Source organism: Peribacillus glennii, from assembly GCF_003429105.1.
Taxonomy (GTDB): domain Bacteria; phylum Bacillota; class Bacilli; order Bacillales; family DSM-1321; genus Peribacillus; species Peribacillus glennii.
Window position 1 is genome coordinate 1,484,242 of the sequence record NZ_QVTD01000003.1, and the last position, 15,922, is coordinate 1,500,163.

The 15,922-nt window shown below is 44.2% G+C and carries 13 protein-coding genes and 1 riboswitch; of the genes, 1 reads left to right on the top strand and 12 read right to left on the bottom strand.

Going from position 1 to position 15,922, the window contains the following annotated elements:
- Window positions 1–280: 280 nt before the first annotated feature.
- Window positions 281–736, top strand: a complete 456-nt coding sequence (locus tag D0466_RS08705; RefSeq protein WP_117322098.1) for a YslB family protein — start codon at window positions 281–283, stop codon at window positions 734–736.
- A gap of 175 nt (window positions 737–911) precedes the next feature.
- On the opposite strand, the gene D0466_RS08710 is transcribed toward D0466_RS08705, so the two are convergent.
- From D0466_RS08710 to D0466_RS08765, 12 genes are all read right to left on the bottom strand, one after another.
- A complete protein-coding gene (locus tag D0466_RS08710) occupies window positions 912–2,147 on the bottom strand; it encodes an aspartate kinase (RefSeq protein ID WP_117322099.1) in 1,236 nt (411 codons plus the stop codon).
- Window positions 2,148–2,245: 98 nt separating this feature from the next.
- Window positions 2,246–2,425, bottom strand: a riboswitch (Lysine riboswitch).
- Window positions 2,426–2,495: 70 nt separating this feature from the next.
- Window positions 2,496–4,268: an excinuclease ABC subunit UvrC gene (gene uvrC, locus D0466_RS08715; RefSeq protein ID WP_117322100.1), complete on the bottom strand. Its 1,773-nt coding sequence runs from the start codon at window positions 4,266–4,268 to the stop codon at window positions 2,496–2,498.
- 231 nt (window positions 4,269–4,499) lie between these two features.
- Window positions 4,500–4,814 (bottom strand): thioredoxin, encoded by a 315-nt coding sequence (gene trxA / locus D0466_RS08720; protein ID WP_117322101.1) that lies wholly within the window; start codon window positions 4,812–4,814, stop codon window positions 4,500–4,502.
- Between the two features lie 205 nt (window positions 4,815–5,019).
- Window positions 5,020–5,997, bottom strand: a complete 978-nt coding sequence (locus tag D0466_RS08725) for an electron transfer flavoprotein subunit alpha/FixB family protein (protein ID WP_117322102.1) — start codon at window positions 5,995–5,997, stop codon at window positions 5,020–5,022.
- A 92-nt stretch (window positions 5,998–6,089) separates the two neighbouring features.
- Window positions 6,090–6,863, bottom strand: a complete 774-nt coding sequence (locus tag D0466_RS08730; RefSeq protein WP_117322103.1) for an electron transfer flavoprotein subunit beta/FixA family protein — start codon at window positions 6,861–6,863, stop codon at window positions 6,090–6,092.
- Between the two features lie 124 nt (window positions 6,864–6,987).
- On the bottom strand, window positions 6,988–7,761 hold the full coding sequence (locus D0466_RS08735; protein WP_117322104.1) for an enoyl-CoA hydratase: 774 nt from the start codon (window positions 7,759–7,761) through the stop codon (window positions 6,988–6,990).
- A gap of 95 nt (window positions 7,762–7,856) precedes the next feature.
- Window positions 7,857–8,444, bottom strand: coding sequence for a TetR/AcrR family transcriptional regulator (locus D0466_RS08740; protein WP_117322105.1), 588 nt, complete (start codon window positions 8,442–8,444; stop codon window positions 7,857–7,859).
- Between the two features lie 205 nt (window positions 8,445–8,649).
- A complete protein-coding gene (locus D0466_RS08745; protein ID WP_407675614.1) occupies window positions 8,650–10,347 on the bottom strand; it encodes an AMP-binding protein in 1,698 nt (565 codons plus the stop codon).
- Between the two features lie 242 nt (window positions 10,348–10,589).
- The gene (locus tag D0466_RS08750) at window positions 10,590–10,997 is read right to left on the bottom strand and encodes a DUF350 domain-containing protein (RefSeq protein WP_117322107.1); all 408 of its coding nucleotides are present in this window, start codon (window positions 10,995–10,997) and stop codon (window positions 10,590–10,592) included.
- A 26-nt stretch (window positions 10,998–11,023) separates the two neighbouring features.
- Window positions 11,024–13,378: an endonuclease MutS2 gene (locus tag D0466_RS08755; RefSeq protein WP_117322108.1), complete on the bottom strand. Its 2,355-nt coding sequence runs from the start codon at window positions 13,376–13,378 to the stop codon at window positions 11,024–11,026.
- Window positions 13,379–13,410: 32 nt separating this feature from the next.
- On the bottom strand, window positions 13,411–15,138 hold the full coding sequence (gene polX, locus D0466_RS08760; protein ID WP_117322109.1) for a DNA polymerase/3'-5' exonuclease PolX: 1,728 nt from the start codon (window positions 15,136–15,138) through the stop codon (window positions 13,411–13,413).
- Between the two features lie 237 nt (window positions 15,139–15,375).
- The gene (locus tag D0466_RS08765) at window positions 15,376–15,918 is read right to left on the bottom strand and encodes a CvpA family protein (protein WP_117322110.1); all 543 of its coding nucleotides are present in this window, start codon (window positions 15,916–15,918) and stop codon (window positions 15,376–15,378) included.
- Window positions 15,919–15,922: the final 4 nt, after the last annotated feature.

Consider the following 15,922-nt stretch of genomic DNA (forward strand, 5'->3'; position numbering starts at 1 on the left):
CAAGCCCGCCGCAACGGGGACCAAGCATGGTCCTGCCTTGGACCAAAGCCGCGCAAAGCTTTAGAACACATATAAAAAAGAATCTTGGATTTACTTTCTGCACATTCCGGCAACTACATTTTACAATAATGAATACATCTATTAGTAAGATTTTTCCATTTCAAATATATTGATATTTTACTATAATTATCAAGTATGCCTGAAAATCATTTTGCTTAATAAACTATACTGATAACCTTAAAAAGCGTATATAATATAATCACAGAAAGAGGGGATAACATTGAAAGTAAGCAATACTGAATTAGTAGAAAACAAGGATGATCAAGAATTGCAAATCCCCGCATTCGCCTATGAGCTCGTGAGGGAAGTTTTACTGGATGACATTCTCGGAAAGGATTCACCGCAAATCCTCTATTGGGCTGGGAAAAGAATGGCACGGCGTTTTCCCCTTTCCGGACGAGATGAAATCATTTCCTTCTTTCGTAATGCCGGCTGGGGCAATCTGCAGGTGGTGAAGGAATCCAAGGATGAGACCCAATTTCTACTAAGCGGCGATGTAGTTTCCCGTCGGCTTGATGTAAACAATCAATGCCATTTCCAGCTTGAGGCGGGATTTCTCGCAGAGCAATTCAGCCTGCAGACCAAACTTCTGACGGAAGCCACAGAAGAGACAAAACGCCGTGCAAAGAAAGTAACATTCACCGTAAAATGGGATAAAAAAGATTCCCTCTTATAATACGTTCTGAGGGGGTGACCCACCGGTACTCCCCCAGTCCATGTATTTCACTTATTTTAGCAGGAAAGCCTGTTCCAGCCCCCATATATTACACTTTTTCGGCCATAATATCTGCCGCATACCTGAATTTCAGTTTCCCGTTTATCCCTGTGCGCCCAGCCTCATTAAATTACCACTATGCTTTAACCGCACTTCTTTCGTCCAACTTGAATGCAACATGGAGTGCTTCGACCGCTCCTACCATATACTGTGCTTCGATTACTGTTGAAACCTTGATTTCAGAAGTGCTCACCATCTTAATTTGTACTCCGGAATCTGCCAGCACCTCAAACATTTCGGCTGCCACCCCTGGATTGGAAACCATGCCTGAGCCTACAATAGAAACTTTTGCCAGATTGCTTTCCGTTTCCACCCGGTCAAAAGCAGCCATGCACTTGCTTTTTTCCAGAACGCGAAGAGTTTCCTCAAGGGCCTCGGACTTGATCGAGAATGAAAGGTTTGCCGTTTGTTCATCCGTAATACTTTGAATGATGATATCCACGTTAATGTGATTTTTGGCCAATTCAGTAAAAATTCCTGACAAAGTGCCGCGTGTGCTTGGAAGACCGAATATCGTAACCCTCGTAATTCCGTCCTCGAATGCGATTCCCCTGACAATTAAATTTTGTTCCATTGATGCTTCCTCCTCTATTAACGTTCCTGATTCTTTTTCAAGGCTTGATCGAACTTCAAGCGGGATTTGATAATTTTTGGCAAACTCAACTGCCCTTGGATGCAGGACACCTGCCCCCAAGTTAGCCAACTCAAGCATTTCATCATACGATACGGATTGAAGTTTCCTGGCCCCTTTTATGTAACGGGGGTCTGTTGTAAAAACGCCTGTCACATCTGTATAGATGTCACAGCGGTCTGCCTTAAGAGCAGCGGCAAGAGCTACCGCAGTCGTATCTGAACCGCCCCTGCCCAATGTCGTGATTTCCTGATCCTCTGTCATTCCTTGAAAACCGGCAACCACAACGATTTTTCCGTTATCCAGCAGTTCTTTTATTCGCGAGGTCTTAATATCCATGATTCTCGCATTTCCATGGAGAGCTTCTGTTTTGATGCCGGCCTGCCAGCCCGTTAAAGAAACTGCTTCATGCCCTTTTTGAATCAAGGCCATTGTCAATAACCCGATTGTGACCTGCTCGCCGGTCGTAAGCAGCATATCCATTTCTCTCTTGCTTGGATTTGAGGAGGAAATCTCCCTTGCCATTTCAACCAATTTGTCAGTTGTTTTCCCCATGGCGGACACAACTACAACCACTTGATTCCCATTGCCAGCTTCCTCAATCACCCTGCCGGCAACATTATTGATTCTCTCTATGTCACCTACTGATGTTCCGCCAAACTTTTGAACGATCAAACCCACTCTGATGCACCTCTTTAGTTTCATTTTTGGACAATAAAAAAAGCAATGAGAAATATCTCATTGCTGTGGTAAACGTAAAAAATCCTTACGCTTCTACACAGTGAGATAGCTCTCCAAGAAAACTTTCTTGACAATCTGCCATTTATTCAATGGCAGACCAGCCCCAAAACAGGTTATGAGTCCTGTTTGGCTTCGGCGATTTCCCCTTTCAGGACTCTTCGTGGAAGCTCATACTTCTCCAAGCCCTTACTGATGAATCTCGCACCTCTATCAGCACTTTAAAACGGTAACGTTTTAAATTTATAAAATTAATTTTGATTATAGCACAGGGATAAAAACGCGGCAATATCATTCTTGTAATTTTCTTGCGATTTCCTCAGCGACACCTTTAGGCATTCCCGCCGCGATAATCTCTTCAACGCTTGCATCTTTCATTTTTTTGAGAGAACCAAAATGCTTCAATAATTGCTTTCTCCGCTTTTCCCCGACGCCGTCAATGTCATCCAGAATCGATTGGAAAGCCGTTTTCCCGCGGACCTGGCGATGAAAGGTAATCGCGAAACGGTGGACTTCATCCTGTATCCTTTGGAGAAGATAAAATTCCTGGCTTGTTCTGTCAAGCGGCACGAGTTCGAGCGGGCTGCCGATCATCAACTGTGATGTACGGTGCTTTTCGTCCTTTACCAGCCCTGAAAGAGGAATATCAAGGCCAAGCTCATTTTCAAGGACATCCCTTACTCCCTCCACATGCCCTTTGCCGCCATCGATGATAATGAGGTCCGGCAGCTGCAGACCTTCTCTCAATGCACGGGAATACCTTCTTCTGACAACCTCACGCATTGATTCATAATCATCGGGACCCTCTACCGTCTTTATTTTATATTTCCGATATTCTTTCTTTTCCGGCTTCCCGTCAATGAAAACGACCATCGCTGATACGGGGTTCGTACCCTGAATGTTGGAGTTGTCAAAGGCTTCTATTCGATGAGGCGTATAAATGCCTAATTGTTCTCCCAAGCTTTCAACCGCCTTGATGGTTCTTTCTTCATCACGGTCAATCAAGGAAAACTTTTCCTGAAGGGCAATTTTTGCATTTTTATTGGCAAGCTTTAAAAGGTCCTTCTTTGGCCCCCGTTTAGGCTGGAGGATTTTTACCTCAAGCAGGCCACCGGCTAGCTCCGCATCGATGGATTCCGGGAGGAGGATCTCCTTCGGCTTGAAATGGCTGGGCATTAAGTAGAATTGTCCTAGATATGTTAAGAACTCTTCGTCAGGTTCACCGTAAATAGGAAACATCGAGACATCGCGTTCGATAAGCTTTCCCTGCCTGATAAAAAACACCTGTACGCACATCCAGCCTTTATCGAATCCATAACCGAACACATCCCGGTCAGTAAAATCTGTCGTGGACATTTTTTGTTTTTCCATCGTTGTTTCAATAGAGGCAATTTTGTCCCGAAATTCCTTGGCCCTTTCAAAATCAAGCTCTTCGGCCGCTGCCTGCATTTTTTCCGTTAGGTCTTTTTTTACATCATTATAGCCGCCATTTAGAAAACGGGTGATATCATCGGTGATTTTCTTATATTCCTGTTCATGTACATCATACACACAGGGAGCAAGGCATTGGCCTAGATGATAATAGAGACATACCCGGTCGGGAAGTGTATTGCATTTCCTGAGCGGGTAGATCCGGTCCAAAAGTTTTTTTGTTTCATTCGCGGCCATCACATTCGGGTAAGGTCCGAAATACTTGCCCCGGTCTTTTTTTACTTTCCTTGTCGTAATCAGGCGAGGGTGGCGTTCGGCGGTAAGTTTTATAAACGGATACGTTTTATCGTCCTTGAGCATGACATTATATTTCGGGTCATGCTTCTTGATCAGGTTAAGTTCAAGGATTAACGCCTCCATGTCCGATGAGGTTACGATATATTCAAAATCCTCTATTTCATTCACAAGCCGGAGCGTCTTTCCGTCATGTGACCCGGTAAAATAGGACCTAACCCGGTTTTTTAAAATTTTTGCCTTTCCAACATAAATGATCGTTCCCTGGCGGTCCTTCATAAGATAGCAGCCGGGCTGGTCCGGCAGCAATGCCAGTTTATCTTTGATGTGCTGGTTCACTCTATTATCCCCCCTGACCTAATGATTTGAATAATCTATTTTAAAGGTATCAATTTTTTGGTTTGATGTTAAAATCTTCTCATTCCAATATACAATAAAAACGCACAGATGTACGCAATTTACACTTGTTTATTGCTGTATTATAGCTGGTAGTGTTGCTTTTTTGAAACACAGTCACCGGATGAAAACAAAAAAAACTTCAAGCCGGGGCTTGAAGTTTTTCATTGGTTATTAAGCATGTTTTGAAACCAGTTCAGCAAGGGCTTCTTTCGGCTGGAAACCGACAACTTTATCGACTACTTCGCCATTTTTGAAAAGAAGTAACGTCGGGATGCTCATCACACCAAACTTTCCGGCTGTTTCCTGGTTTTCATCAACGTCGATTTTTACAATTTTTAATTTATCGCTCATTTCTGAATCAAGCTCTTCAAGAACCGGGGCAATCATCTTACAAGGCCCGCACCATGGAGCCCAGAAATCCGCAAGAACAAGGCCGTCGCCTGTTTCAGTATTGAAGGTTTGATCAGTTGCATGGACAATAGCCATAATATTTAGCCTCCTAAAAAGTACTATTGTGAAACTATCCAAAGTATATCATTGAAATTTAAAATCATGCCATTATTTTGCCTGCACTCCCTAGCATCCCCAAAAGAGGCGATATTAATCGAATTCAGTCCGGATTTTATCGACTTAAAAGCGCAAGGCATTTGCCTTAACAAGCAAATGCCTCACTGAACGCTCGGGATTAAACTTAAGCGTTTACCTTTAATTTCTTGAATTCTTCTGTAAGCATCGGAACTACTTCAAACAGGTCACCGACAATTCCGTAATCAGCAACTTTGAAGATGTTTGCTTCTGGATCTTTGTTGATGGCAACAATTATTTTTGAATTTGACATACCGGCTAAATGCTGGATAGCTCCGGAGATGCCGCAGGCGATGTAAAGGTCAGGAGTAACGACCTTTCCAGTCTGTCCAATTTGCAAAGAATAGTCGCAATAATCGGCATCACAAGCACCACGGGAAGCTCCGACTGCTCCGCCAAGTACTTTTGCAAGCTCTTGAAGCGGTTCAAAGCCTTCTTCGCTCTTGACCCCACGTCCGCCTGCAACAATCACTTTAGCTTCTGAAAGGTCTACACCTTCACTCGCTTTGCGTACTACATCTTTGATGATTGCCCGAAGATCCTTTATCTCGATTGTCAGTGAGGAAACCTCGCCAGAACGTGATTCATCTTTTGCGAGCGGCTCAATGTTATTTGGTCGGATTGTCGCAAAAACAAGGCCGTCTGTCACGATTTTCTTTTCAAATGCTTTTCCAGAATAGATCGGGCGGGTAAATACAAGATTGCCGCCAGCTTCTTCAATCGATGTAACATCGGATACAAGCCCTGAGTTTAACTTGCTTGCAATCCTTGGGGCCAGGTCTTTTCCAAGTGCAGTATGGCCCATGAATATGCCTTCCGGATTTTCTGATTCAACTACAGCAAGCAGTGCTTGAGAAAATCCATCAGAAGTGTATTGTTTTAATTTTTCATCTTCCACTGTAACCACACGGTCTGCACCGTACTCGATCAATTCCGCCCCTAAAGCATTGACGCCTTCTCCAACCAGGACACCGACAATTTCTCCGCCTTCAGCGGCAAGCTTTGCTGCCCCAATCGCTTCAAATGAAACGTTTCTTAACGATCCGTCGCGTACCTCTCCTAATACGAGAACTTTTCTAGCCATGATAAAACCTCCTGCGCTTTATTTTTGATAGCATAGCGTTTTCTTTTGTGATGGTGCGCTTTTTACGATCGGCGCCCTTATATACCTGCAGATTAAATAACTTTGGCTTCTGAACGGAGCAATTGCACCAGCTCGGATACCTGCGCAGGAATTTCGCCGCTTAGGACCTTACCTGCTTCTTTCTTAGGAGGAAGGAAGATTTCCACAGTTTTTGTTTTCGCTTCCACATCATCTTCATCAAGATCCAAATCATCAAGTTCCAATTCTTCAAGCGGCTTCTTCTTCGCCTTCATGATTCCCGGCAAGGACGGATAACGCGGCTCGTTCAAGCCTTGTTGTGCAGTCACCAGTAATGGAAGGGAAGTTTCAATCACTTCAGAGTCGCCTTCAACATCGCGTGTAACGCTTACATTTTGGCCGTTGATTTCAAGCTTCGTAATCGTTGTGATATATGGGATATCCAAAATCTCAGCAACACGTGGGCCAACTTGTCCAGACCCGCCGTCAATCGCAACGTTACCGGCCAAAATCAAGTCGGCGTCTTTATCTTTCAGATACTCAGCAAGAATTTTGGATGTGGTAAACTGGTCCCCATTTTCGATATCATCTTCTGTATTGATTAACACGGCCTTGTCCGCTCCCATGGCAAGAGCTGTACGGAGCTGCTTTTCTGCTTCTTCATTTCCAACAGATACAACGGTTACTTCCCCGCCTTGAGCGTCGCGCACCTGGATGGCTTCTTCCACAGCATACTCATCATAAGGATTGATGATGAATTCTGCTCCATCTTCATTGATCTTGCCGCCAGCAAGCGTAATTTTTTCTTCTGTATCAAAGGTTCTTTTTAGCAAAACATAAATATTCAAGATAATCCCTCCCGATATTAGTAGGTTTTAAAAATTATGATAATTATTAATAAAAGAATACATTTGGCAATTCTGAAAATTCAGGAGCCAAAAAGCAATCTATTATACATATAAACAAAGATAATTATTTCCCTTTAAAGGCAGGCTCCCTTTTTTCTATAAAAGCACTTATTCCTTCTTTCGCGTCTTCTGATACAAAGACTGTGCCAAAGGTTTCGGCTTCCTTTTGAACACCTTTGTAATAATTCTCATGCTTTGAATAGTTTAATAGCTCAATAGCCGCCTTAAGGGCGATTGGACTCTTTTTGGCAATTTTGAATGCGAGTTCCTTCGCTTTCGGCATTAACTCTTCTTCAGCATACGCATGATTGGCCAGCCCATATTCTGCTGCCTGTTTACCCGTAATCGGTTCACTCGTAAACATCATCTCTGCTGCTTTTGCCGGACCTACATAACGGGGCAGCCGTTGGGTTCCCGCAAAACCTGGAACAAGCCCAAGTTGCAATTCCGGAAGTCCCAGCTTGGCTTTTTCCGTCACAAGACGGATATGGCAGGACATTGCAAGTTCCAAGCCGCCGCCTAAAGCAGCGCCATGAATCGCCGCAATTACCGGTTTTGGATACGTTTCGATTCTCTCAAAAAGCTCCTGCCCGTTCAGTGCGAGATTTGAAAAGCCTTCACCGGTGCTGACAGTGGTAAATTCCTTTATGTCGGCTCCTGCTGAAAAAAACTTGCCTTCCCCGTGCAGCAAAACCACCCTGATTTCGCCATTGGTTTCCATTTCGGCAAACAGGGATGAAAGCTCTTCTAAAATAGATGAAGACAGGGCATTAGCAGGCGGTCTTTGCATTGTTACGAACGCAACTCCATTCTCGATCGAATAGCTTAAGTATTCCATAGTCACCCTCCTTTTGATAAAACTGGTAATATAGCTCATTATGTAGACAACTATTTATTTGGATGGATGCCCGGCGTGGGCATCCCTTGCCACCATTACATTTTGCGGCCGCAGCCGCCGATCAGCAAACCATGCACAGCCTCAGCCAGATTGGTCAATGAATACTTTTGGTCATTCATTACCCAGGTTGTTGCAGTCTCATCTATTGTGCCAAAAATCATTTGCCGGGCCAGCCTGTTATTGAGTTCAGGAATAAACTCACCGCTCTCCTTGCCCTCGTCAATGATTTGATCAACCAGCTGTAGATACCTCCGCAACACCCCATTGATCCGCAGCCGAAGTTCTTTATTGGACTGACGCAGCTCAAGCTGGGTAACGATCGCAAGGTGCCGGTCATCTGAAAGTATTTGAAAATGCTTTTTGATCAACACTAATAATTTCTCCGCAGCATTCGGTTTTCCTTTAATTTCTTCCTCAATTTGTTCCACAAGAGAACCCATTTTCTCGTGGAACAATGATATTAGAATATCTTCTTTGTTTTTGAAATAAAGGTAAATGGTCCCGTCTGCCACACCGGCTTGCTTTGCAATTTTGGAAACCTGTGCTTGGTGGTATCCATTTTCAGCAATGGCGATGACCGCTGCATCAATGATTTGCTTATATTTAGGTCTGTTTCTTTTCACCGGACTTCCCCTTTCAGAGAAAATGAATGAATCATCATTCATATTCTCATCATAGACTGACAGCCCTGGTAGTGTCAAGTAAAACTATACTAAATCCGGTTATTATTCTTCTCAATTTACCTTTATTTTATTGTCCTCATGTAAGGGTTGTCCAGTTTCCGCTGAAAAAAAATATGGAGGGCTTCTTTTATTCTGTAAAAATCAGTTATGCTTCCTTGACATCGTCTGATAATTTCTTCGCATCTTCCTCCACAAGCACCCTTCTCAAGATCTTCCCTACTGTTGTTTTTGGGAGTTCTTGCCTGAATTCGTATATTCTTGGAACCTTGTAGGAAGCAAGATGCTTTCTGGCGAATTTGTCGAGCTCTTCTTCAGTTACCTTTGCGCCTTCTTTCAGAACGATATATGCTTTGACAGTCTCTCCCCGGTATGGATCGGGCACCCCTGCAACGACCAGTTCCTGAACAGCTTCATGTTCATAAAGTACTTCTTCTACTTCCCTAGGATAAATATTGAATCCTCCAGCAATAATCGTATCCTTCTTGCGGTCCACTACATAGAAGAAACCTTTTTCGTCCATATATCCGAGGTCCCCGGTTAACAGCCAGCCATTTTTGAACGTTTGCTCTGTTTCATCAGGACGGTTCCAATAACCTTTCATTACTTGAGGGCCTTTGATTGCGATTTCTCCGATTTCCTTAGGTTCAACCGGTTCCCCGGTCTCGAGGGACAGAATTGCCGCCTCTGTTTCAGGCCATGGGACTCCTATGCTTCCTTTTACACGCGGCTGGTCCCAAACAAAGTTTGAGTGCGTGACAGGAGATGTTTCGGATAGCCCGTAGCCTTCCACCAATTTTCCTCCGGTAACCTGCTCGAATCTTTCCTGTATTTCAACCGGCAATGGAGCAGAGCCGCTGACACAGGCTTCAATCGAAGAGAGGTCGTATTTTGCAAGGTCTGGATGGTTTAACAAACCAATATAAATGGTTGGCGCTCCCGGGAACATGGTCGGGCGCATTTTTTGAATGGTTTTCAGGGTGGTAGCCGGGTCAAATTTTGGCAATAAGATCATTTTATGTCCCTGAAGTATGGAAGAAATCATGACCGTGGTCATTCCATATACATGAAAGAACGGAAGTACGCCAAGGACGCTTTCTTGTCCTCTTTTGCTCTTATAGAGCCAAGCTTCACTCATTTTGGCATTGGCCAGTAAATTCCTGTGGGTTAGCATGACACCCTTTGGAAATCCGGTAGTTCCGCCAGTATATTGAAGAAGTGCCAGGTCATTTTCGATATCTACAGGGATGTTCAGTTCTTCGGGTACGCTGCCTTTTAAGATTTCTTTCAATAAATGATAATTCCCTGAATGCTCTACATTAACGACAATCCCAGACTCCTTTTTCTGGATGAACGGATAGATGAGGTTTTTTGGAAATGGAAGATAGTCTTTGATAGCGGTTACAATGATGTGTTGGATTTCTGTAGCCGGGGCAACATTCGATACCCTCGGAAATAGTAAATCCATCGTTACAATTGCTTTCGCGCCTGAATCCTTCATCTGGTATTCAAGCTCACGTTCCGTGTATGTCGGGTTCGTTTGTACTACGGTACCGCCAGCCATTAGAATTCCGAAATAACTGATTACAGCCGGAGGAATGTTCGGGAGCATAATCGCGACCCGGTCGCCTTTTTGTATCCCCAGACTTTTTAAATAGGCTGCTAATTTAAGTGACGATTCATATACTTCCTTAAATGTCAGATCCTTGCCCATAAAATGAATGGAGATATTACTAGGAAACTCTCGGGCTGAATCTTTTAAATATGATTGCAATGGCTTTTCTTCGTAAGATAACGAAGTTGGAATTTGTGGCGGATACACGTCCAGCCAAGGTTTATTGCTCATCAAAACCCTCCTTTGAAAAGTTTATTAAAAATTCAAACTTCTTTATCATTATAATATATGGGACTCTATGTGACAAATTTCCTGAAAAAATTTAAATAAAAACAGCCGGCATTAAACCGGCTGTGTAAAAAGTTCTATAGAAAAAACAAGTAAATGACTCCGACAAGCATAAAAACGCCGCACAAAACCAGTAAGACCTTTGCTAGTTTTTCCAAAAAAGTTCTCCCCTTTATGAAACAGGCTTACGAAATCCCTGCACCAATTACATAGGATAATCCGATGGAAATCATCATGGATATCAATCCCACTGCCCGGTTATCATTCTCTATCTCTTCATCAATTTTAAACCCGGGTGTCAGGAATTCAAATAAAAAGTAGCCGATCAGGAGCAGGAAAAATCCGAATACCCCCCAGCCAATCATATTCAGCAGGGAATCGTGCTGGAAAATGGAATGGCGGAACACGTTCGATATGCCAAAAATCTTGCCCCCCGTCGCCATCGCGACCGAAAGGTTCCCGTTTTTGATTTCTTCCCAGTTTTTGTATTTCGTGACGAGCTCGAATATCGCTAAAAAAACGAAAATGCATAAAATGACGACACTATAATAAGCAGCAATATACACATACTCATTTTCCCAAAAATTTTCCATACGATTACTCCCGGATAGATGCGGCTTTACTTGAATTCCACAACCGTTACACCTGTCCCGCCTTCACTGGCTTCCCCGAACCTTATGCGTTTCACTGAACGGTGGTTTTTCAAATACTCTTGTACTCCCTGCCTCAGGGCCCCGGTTCCTTTGCCATGAATGATCGAAACGCGAGGATAGGCAGCAAGCAGTGCATCATCAATATATTTTTCAACGCGTGACAGTGCGTTTTCAAAGCGTTCTCCCCGCAGGTCCAGTTCCAGGCTCACGTGGTAATCCTTGCCCCTGACAGTTGCAAGGTGCTTTACTTCTTTTTCCTTTGAACCTGCGACAAATTCCAGATTGGATTCCTTCACTTTCATTTTCATGATTCCCATTTGGACCTGCCATTCCTTATCTGATACCTTCTCGATCAGATGTCCCTTTTGGTTGAAGGAAAGAACCTTTACTTCGTCACCCGGCTTAAATATCCGGTCGGTTTTCTGTGAACTTGGTTTTTTCGTTTTTCGTTGGGAAGGAGCTGCTTCTTCCAACCGTTTTCTTGCCTCGATCAATTCATGTTCTTTTATTTCCGCATTCTTCTCCAGTCGCATTTTCCGCAAATCAGAAATGACCGTTTCTGCCTCTTCTTTCGCTTTCTCCACTAATTCGGCCGCTTTACCCGCTGCCTTTTCAATCATCGCATCTTTCTCTTCGTAATATTCCCTGAGCTGCTTCTGGAGGTCTTTATGGAGCTTTTCGGCTTGTTTCAGATAGTCAGCCGCATCCAGCCGGTCGCGCTCTGCTTGGCGCCTGCTTTCTTCCAATGAGGCAATCATGTTTTCCACCTTATTTGTATCAGCCCCGATGTGGCTGCGTGCGTGTTGGATTACCGAATCGTTCAGTCCTAAGCGTTTCGATATCTCAAATGCATTGCTTCGGCCCGGAACACCTATCAACAGTTTGTAGGTGGGACGGAGTGACTCGACATCAAATTCGACACTGGCATTAATGACTCCGCTCCGGTCATAGCCGTAAGCCTTCAATTCAGGGTAGTGAGTTGTGGCAATAACCCTTGCTCCCCTGCCGTATACTTCATCAAGTATGGAAATGGCTAGTGCCGCCCCTTCCTGTGGATCCGTTCCGGCACCCAACTCATCAAACAGAACGAGGCTGCCGTGGTCAACATGTTTAAGGATATCGACAATATTTACCATATGGGAAGAGAAAGTACTTAAGCTTTGCTCAATAGATTGTTCATCGCCGATATCGGCATAAATGGATTTGAACACAGCGGTTTCCGACCCGTCCAATGCCGGGATTTGCAATCCGGCCTGCGCCATCAGCGTACAGAGCCCGATCGTTTTTAACGTAACGGTTTTTCCGCCTGTATTGGGTCCTGTGATTACGATTGTAGTGAAATCCTCCCCGAGGTAGATATCGTTAGGTACGACAACATCCCGGGGAATCAACGGATGTTGTGCCTTAAACAGCTTCACTCTTCCGTTGTTATTCAACAAGGGTTTTGAAGCTCTGATTTGTTTTGCGTAGCCGGCCTTTGCAAAAATGAAATCCAGCTGGGCAAGCACCTTTACATTCTCAAGAAGCTCGTTGGTATGTTCACCGACTGCCGCCGACAACTCAATTAAAATTCTCTCAATTTCCTGTTGTTCTTTCACTCTTATTTCCTGCAAATCATTATTCAACTGGACAACTGCCTGCGGTTCTATGAACAGCGTTTGTCCGGAAGATGATTGGTCGTGTATGATTCCGCCGTAAACACTTCGGTACTCCTGTTTTACCGGGATAACAAATCGGTCGTTGCGAATCGTTATGATAGCATCTGACAGCATTTTTGGGGCATTGGAAGAACGAATCATGCTTTCCAATTTCTCCCGGACCCTGCTTTCATTCGTTCTCAACTGGTTCCGCAAAGCCCTCAGCTTCTCGCTTGCGGAATCAAGCACTTCCCCGTGGTCCCCAATCGCATAGGTGATCGTTTGCTGCAATTCCTGCAGAGGGAAAAGGCCTTCCATATATTCATTAATGATCTTCAAATGATGTTCTTCTTCATTTAAATCCTCAAAGAAGCGGGTTAAAATACGCCCCGCGCGAATCGTGCTTGCAACCTCCATCAATTCCTGGGGGCTTAGCATCCCGCCAATTTGGGCCCTTTTTGCATGCGGGCGTATATCAAAAATGCCGCCAAGCGGAACATTTCCTTTTAACCGGAGAACGGTACTGGCTTCGTCCGTTTCCTCCTGCCATCGGACAACTTCTTCAAAATCCTGGGAAGGCATCAACTGTGCCGCTTTCTCCTTACCGATTGCCGATGAGGCGAAAGATAGAAGTTGTTCCTTTATTTTATCAAACTCTAAAGTCCGTAACACTTTATCATTCATGGAGTGTTTAATCCTCCTAACTAAGCTATTGTCTATTGTTGTAATTCATTTCTTTTCAGGAAGGCGAGCAGGCCTTCCGTATCTCTGGCATTCAGTACGGAGTCATGCCTGATCCAGCCTTTTTTAGCTGATGATACGCCGATTGCCATGTCATTAAGCATATCAATGCTGTGCGCATCCGTATTGATAACTATTTTAACGCCTGCTTCCTGTGCCTGCCGCAAATAAGGGGCAGCCAAATCCAGGCGGTTCGGGTTGGCATTGAGTTCTAGCGCCGTGTCCGTTTCTTTGGCAAGTTGAATTAAGCCTTCCATATCCACCTCATATCCCGGTCGCCTCCCTATTACTCTTCCCGTAGGATGGGCAATAATGTCAACATTCGGATTTTGCAAGGCGTTCTTCAGCCGTTCCATGATCGTTTCTTTTGGCTGGGTGAAGCTTGAATGGATCGATGCTATGACAATGTCCAATTCAGACAGAAGCTCATCGTCGTAATCAAGAGACCCATCAGGCAGGATATCCATCTCAATTCCCGATAGAATGGTAATGTCGTCATACCGCTCATTTAACTTTTGTATGATTTCTTTTTGCTCACGTAATCTCTCATGGGTAAGTCCGTTAGCCACTTTCAAGTATTGGGAATGGTCCGTAATTGCCATGTATTTATATCCTTTTGCCCTGCAGGCGTCAATCATTTCTTCAATTGTATGGGCGCCATCGCTCCAGGTAGTATGCATATGCAAATCACCATGGATCCCGTCTAAAGAAATCAGTTCCTCGGAATGTTTAAAATCATCCACTTCCGTTCCATCCTCGCGCACCTCAGGGGGAATGAACGGAAGCCCAAAATGGGCAAAAAAGTCTTCTTCACTGTCAAAGCTGAGAACCTCGCCAGTTTCTGTGACCTCGACACCATATTCGCTGATTTTCTCCCCTTTATCCTTGGCAAGCTGCCGCATCCGGACGTTATGGTCCTTAGAGCCTGTAAAGTGGTGTAACGTAGTGATGAATTCGTTGTCCTGAACAATACGGAAGTCCACGGAGACATCATAATCATAACCCAGGGCCAAAGAAACTTTTGTGTCCCCAGCCGCAATCACCTGTTTGATTTCCGGCAAAGAAAGCAACTGTTCCTTTACTGCTTCCGGGTTGCCTGTAGAAATGATGAAATCAAGGTCCTTGATGGTTTCTTTCATCCGGCGGATGCTTCCTGCGCGTGAATAACGGATAATATGTTCCATGTTTCCAAGCCGCGCTTCTATATCGTCCGCAATTGGCAGCATGAATGCAAGAGGAAGCCTGTCCGGCCTTGAACCAGCTTCGTTTATCGCCGCAAGGATCTTTTCTTCCGTTTTTTTGCCGAAGCCTGCAAGATGCCTTACCCTTCCTTCTTCACAAGCAAGCTTAAGTTCATTTATATCATTGATGTGGAGTTCTTTATGAAGCTTGGCAATTTTTTTCCCGCCTAGGCCTTGCAGCTGCAGCAGGGGGATCAAGCCTTTCGGGACCTCATCCTGTAGTTCTTCGAGGACAGTGGATTTTCCCTCATTGATATACTCCTCAATGACCGCCGCTGTTCCTTTGCCGATTCCATTCAAAGCAGTAAAATCATCAATTTCAGCCAAGCTTCTGTCATCAGTCTCCAGCGCACCGGCAGCTTTGCGGAATGCGGATACCTTAAATGGGTTTTCGCCCTTTAATTCCATATAAGTTGCTATTATTTCGAGCAATTTAATGATATCTTTTTTATTTACAGCCATTATGTTCACCTGCCATGTACAATTCGTATTTTGAATAAAGTTAATTATCGTGCGTTCCTTATAGGCTATTACGATTTAGTTCTAAAAAAGTTTCCATCAGGCCTTGCTTGGAATGGCCATCATTATCTTCCATTTCTTTCACTAAAACAGGGCCGCTCCCTGATCCAGGACCGGCACCTGAGCTTAATCAATGTGCGAATCCTTGGATAAATAGAGAGTGACCCTATGTCCAGGTGCTTAAGACGCTGTATATTGGAACCACAGCTCTTTTACCTTCCCTGATAAAAACGGTGTGTTTTTTACCATTCCTTCTGCGAGGAATGAATCATTCATCGGCTCTTGAACCGATTCAACTGGCAGGAGGGCAGCGATATATAATACAATAAAAATAATTAGATAAACTTCCAGAAAACCCAATATGCCGCCGCCCCACCGATTTAAACTTTTCAAGATCGGCAAATGCGCAATGAAGTCAAGCATCGAACCAATCATTTGCCAGACAATTTTCGCGGCAAAAAATATGATAGCGAAAGCAATGGCATTGTAATAAGCCATATCTAAACCAGTTCCATCGAAGAAGGATTTGACGGCACCCGAATCTCCAAGCGAAGGGAAGGGAATCCACAGCTTAAGCTTTGGGGCCAGATCATTATAATATACGTAAGCAGCAATGAATGCTACGACGAAGCCGGTAAGGTGTATGAGCTGAAGAATGAAGCCCCGCCTTAATCCGATCAGAAAACCGATCAAAAGGATGGCTAGAATCGCCAAATCAAGCATGCAC

Excerpts from the sequence above, each read along its gene's own strand:
- polX (WP_117322109.1), bottom strand. The coding sequence starts at position 15,138 with ATGGCTGTAAATAAAAAAGATATCATTAAATTGCTCGAAATAATAGCA.
- trxA (WP_117322101.1), bottom strand. The coding sequence starts at position 4,814 with ATGGCTATTGTCCATGCAACTGATCAAACCTTCAATACTGAAACAGGC.
- D0466_RS08735 (WP_117322104.1), bottom strand. The coding sequence starts at position 7,761 with ATGGAATACTTAAGCTATTCGATCGAGAATGGAGTTGCGTTCGTAACA.
- D0466_RS08725 (WP_117322102.1), bottom strand. The coding sequence starts at position 5,997 with ATGGCTAGAAAAGTTCTCGTATTAGGAGAGGTACGCGACGGATCGTTA.
- D0466_RS08755 (WP_117322108.1), bottom strand. The coding sequence starts at position 13,378 with ATGAATGATAAAGTGTTACGGACTTTAGAGTTTGATAAAATAAAGGAA.
- D0466_RS08750 (WP_117322107.1), bottom strand. The coding sequence starts at position 10,997 with ATGGAAAATTTTTGGGAAAATGAGTATGTGTATATTGCTGCTTATTAT.
- D0466_RS08765 (WP_117322110.1), bottom strand. The coding sequence starts at position 15,918 with ATGCTTGATTTGGCGATTCTAGCCATCCTTTTGATCGGTTTTCTGATC.
- D0466_RS08745 (WP_407675614.1), bottom strand. The coding sequence starts at position 10,347 with ATGAGCAATAAACCTTGGCTGGACGTGTATCCGCCACAAATTCCAACT.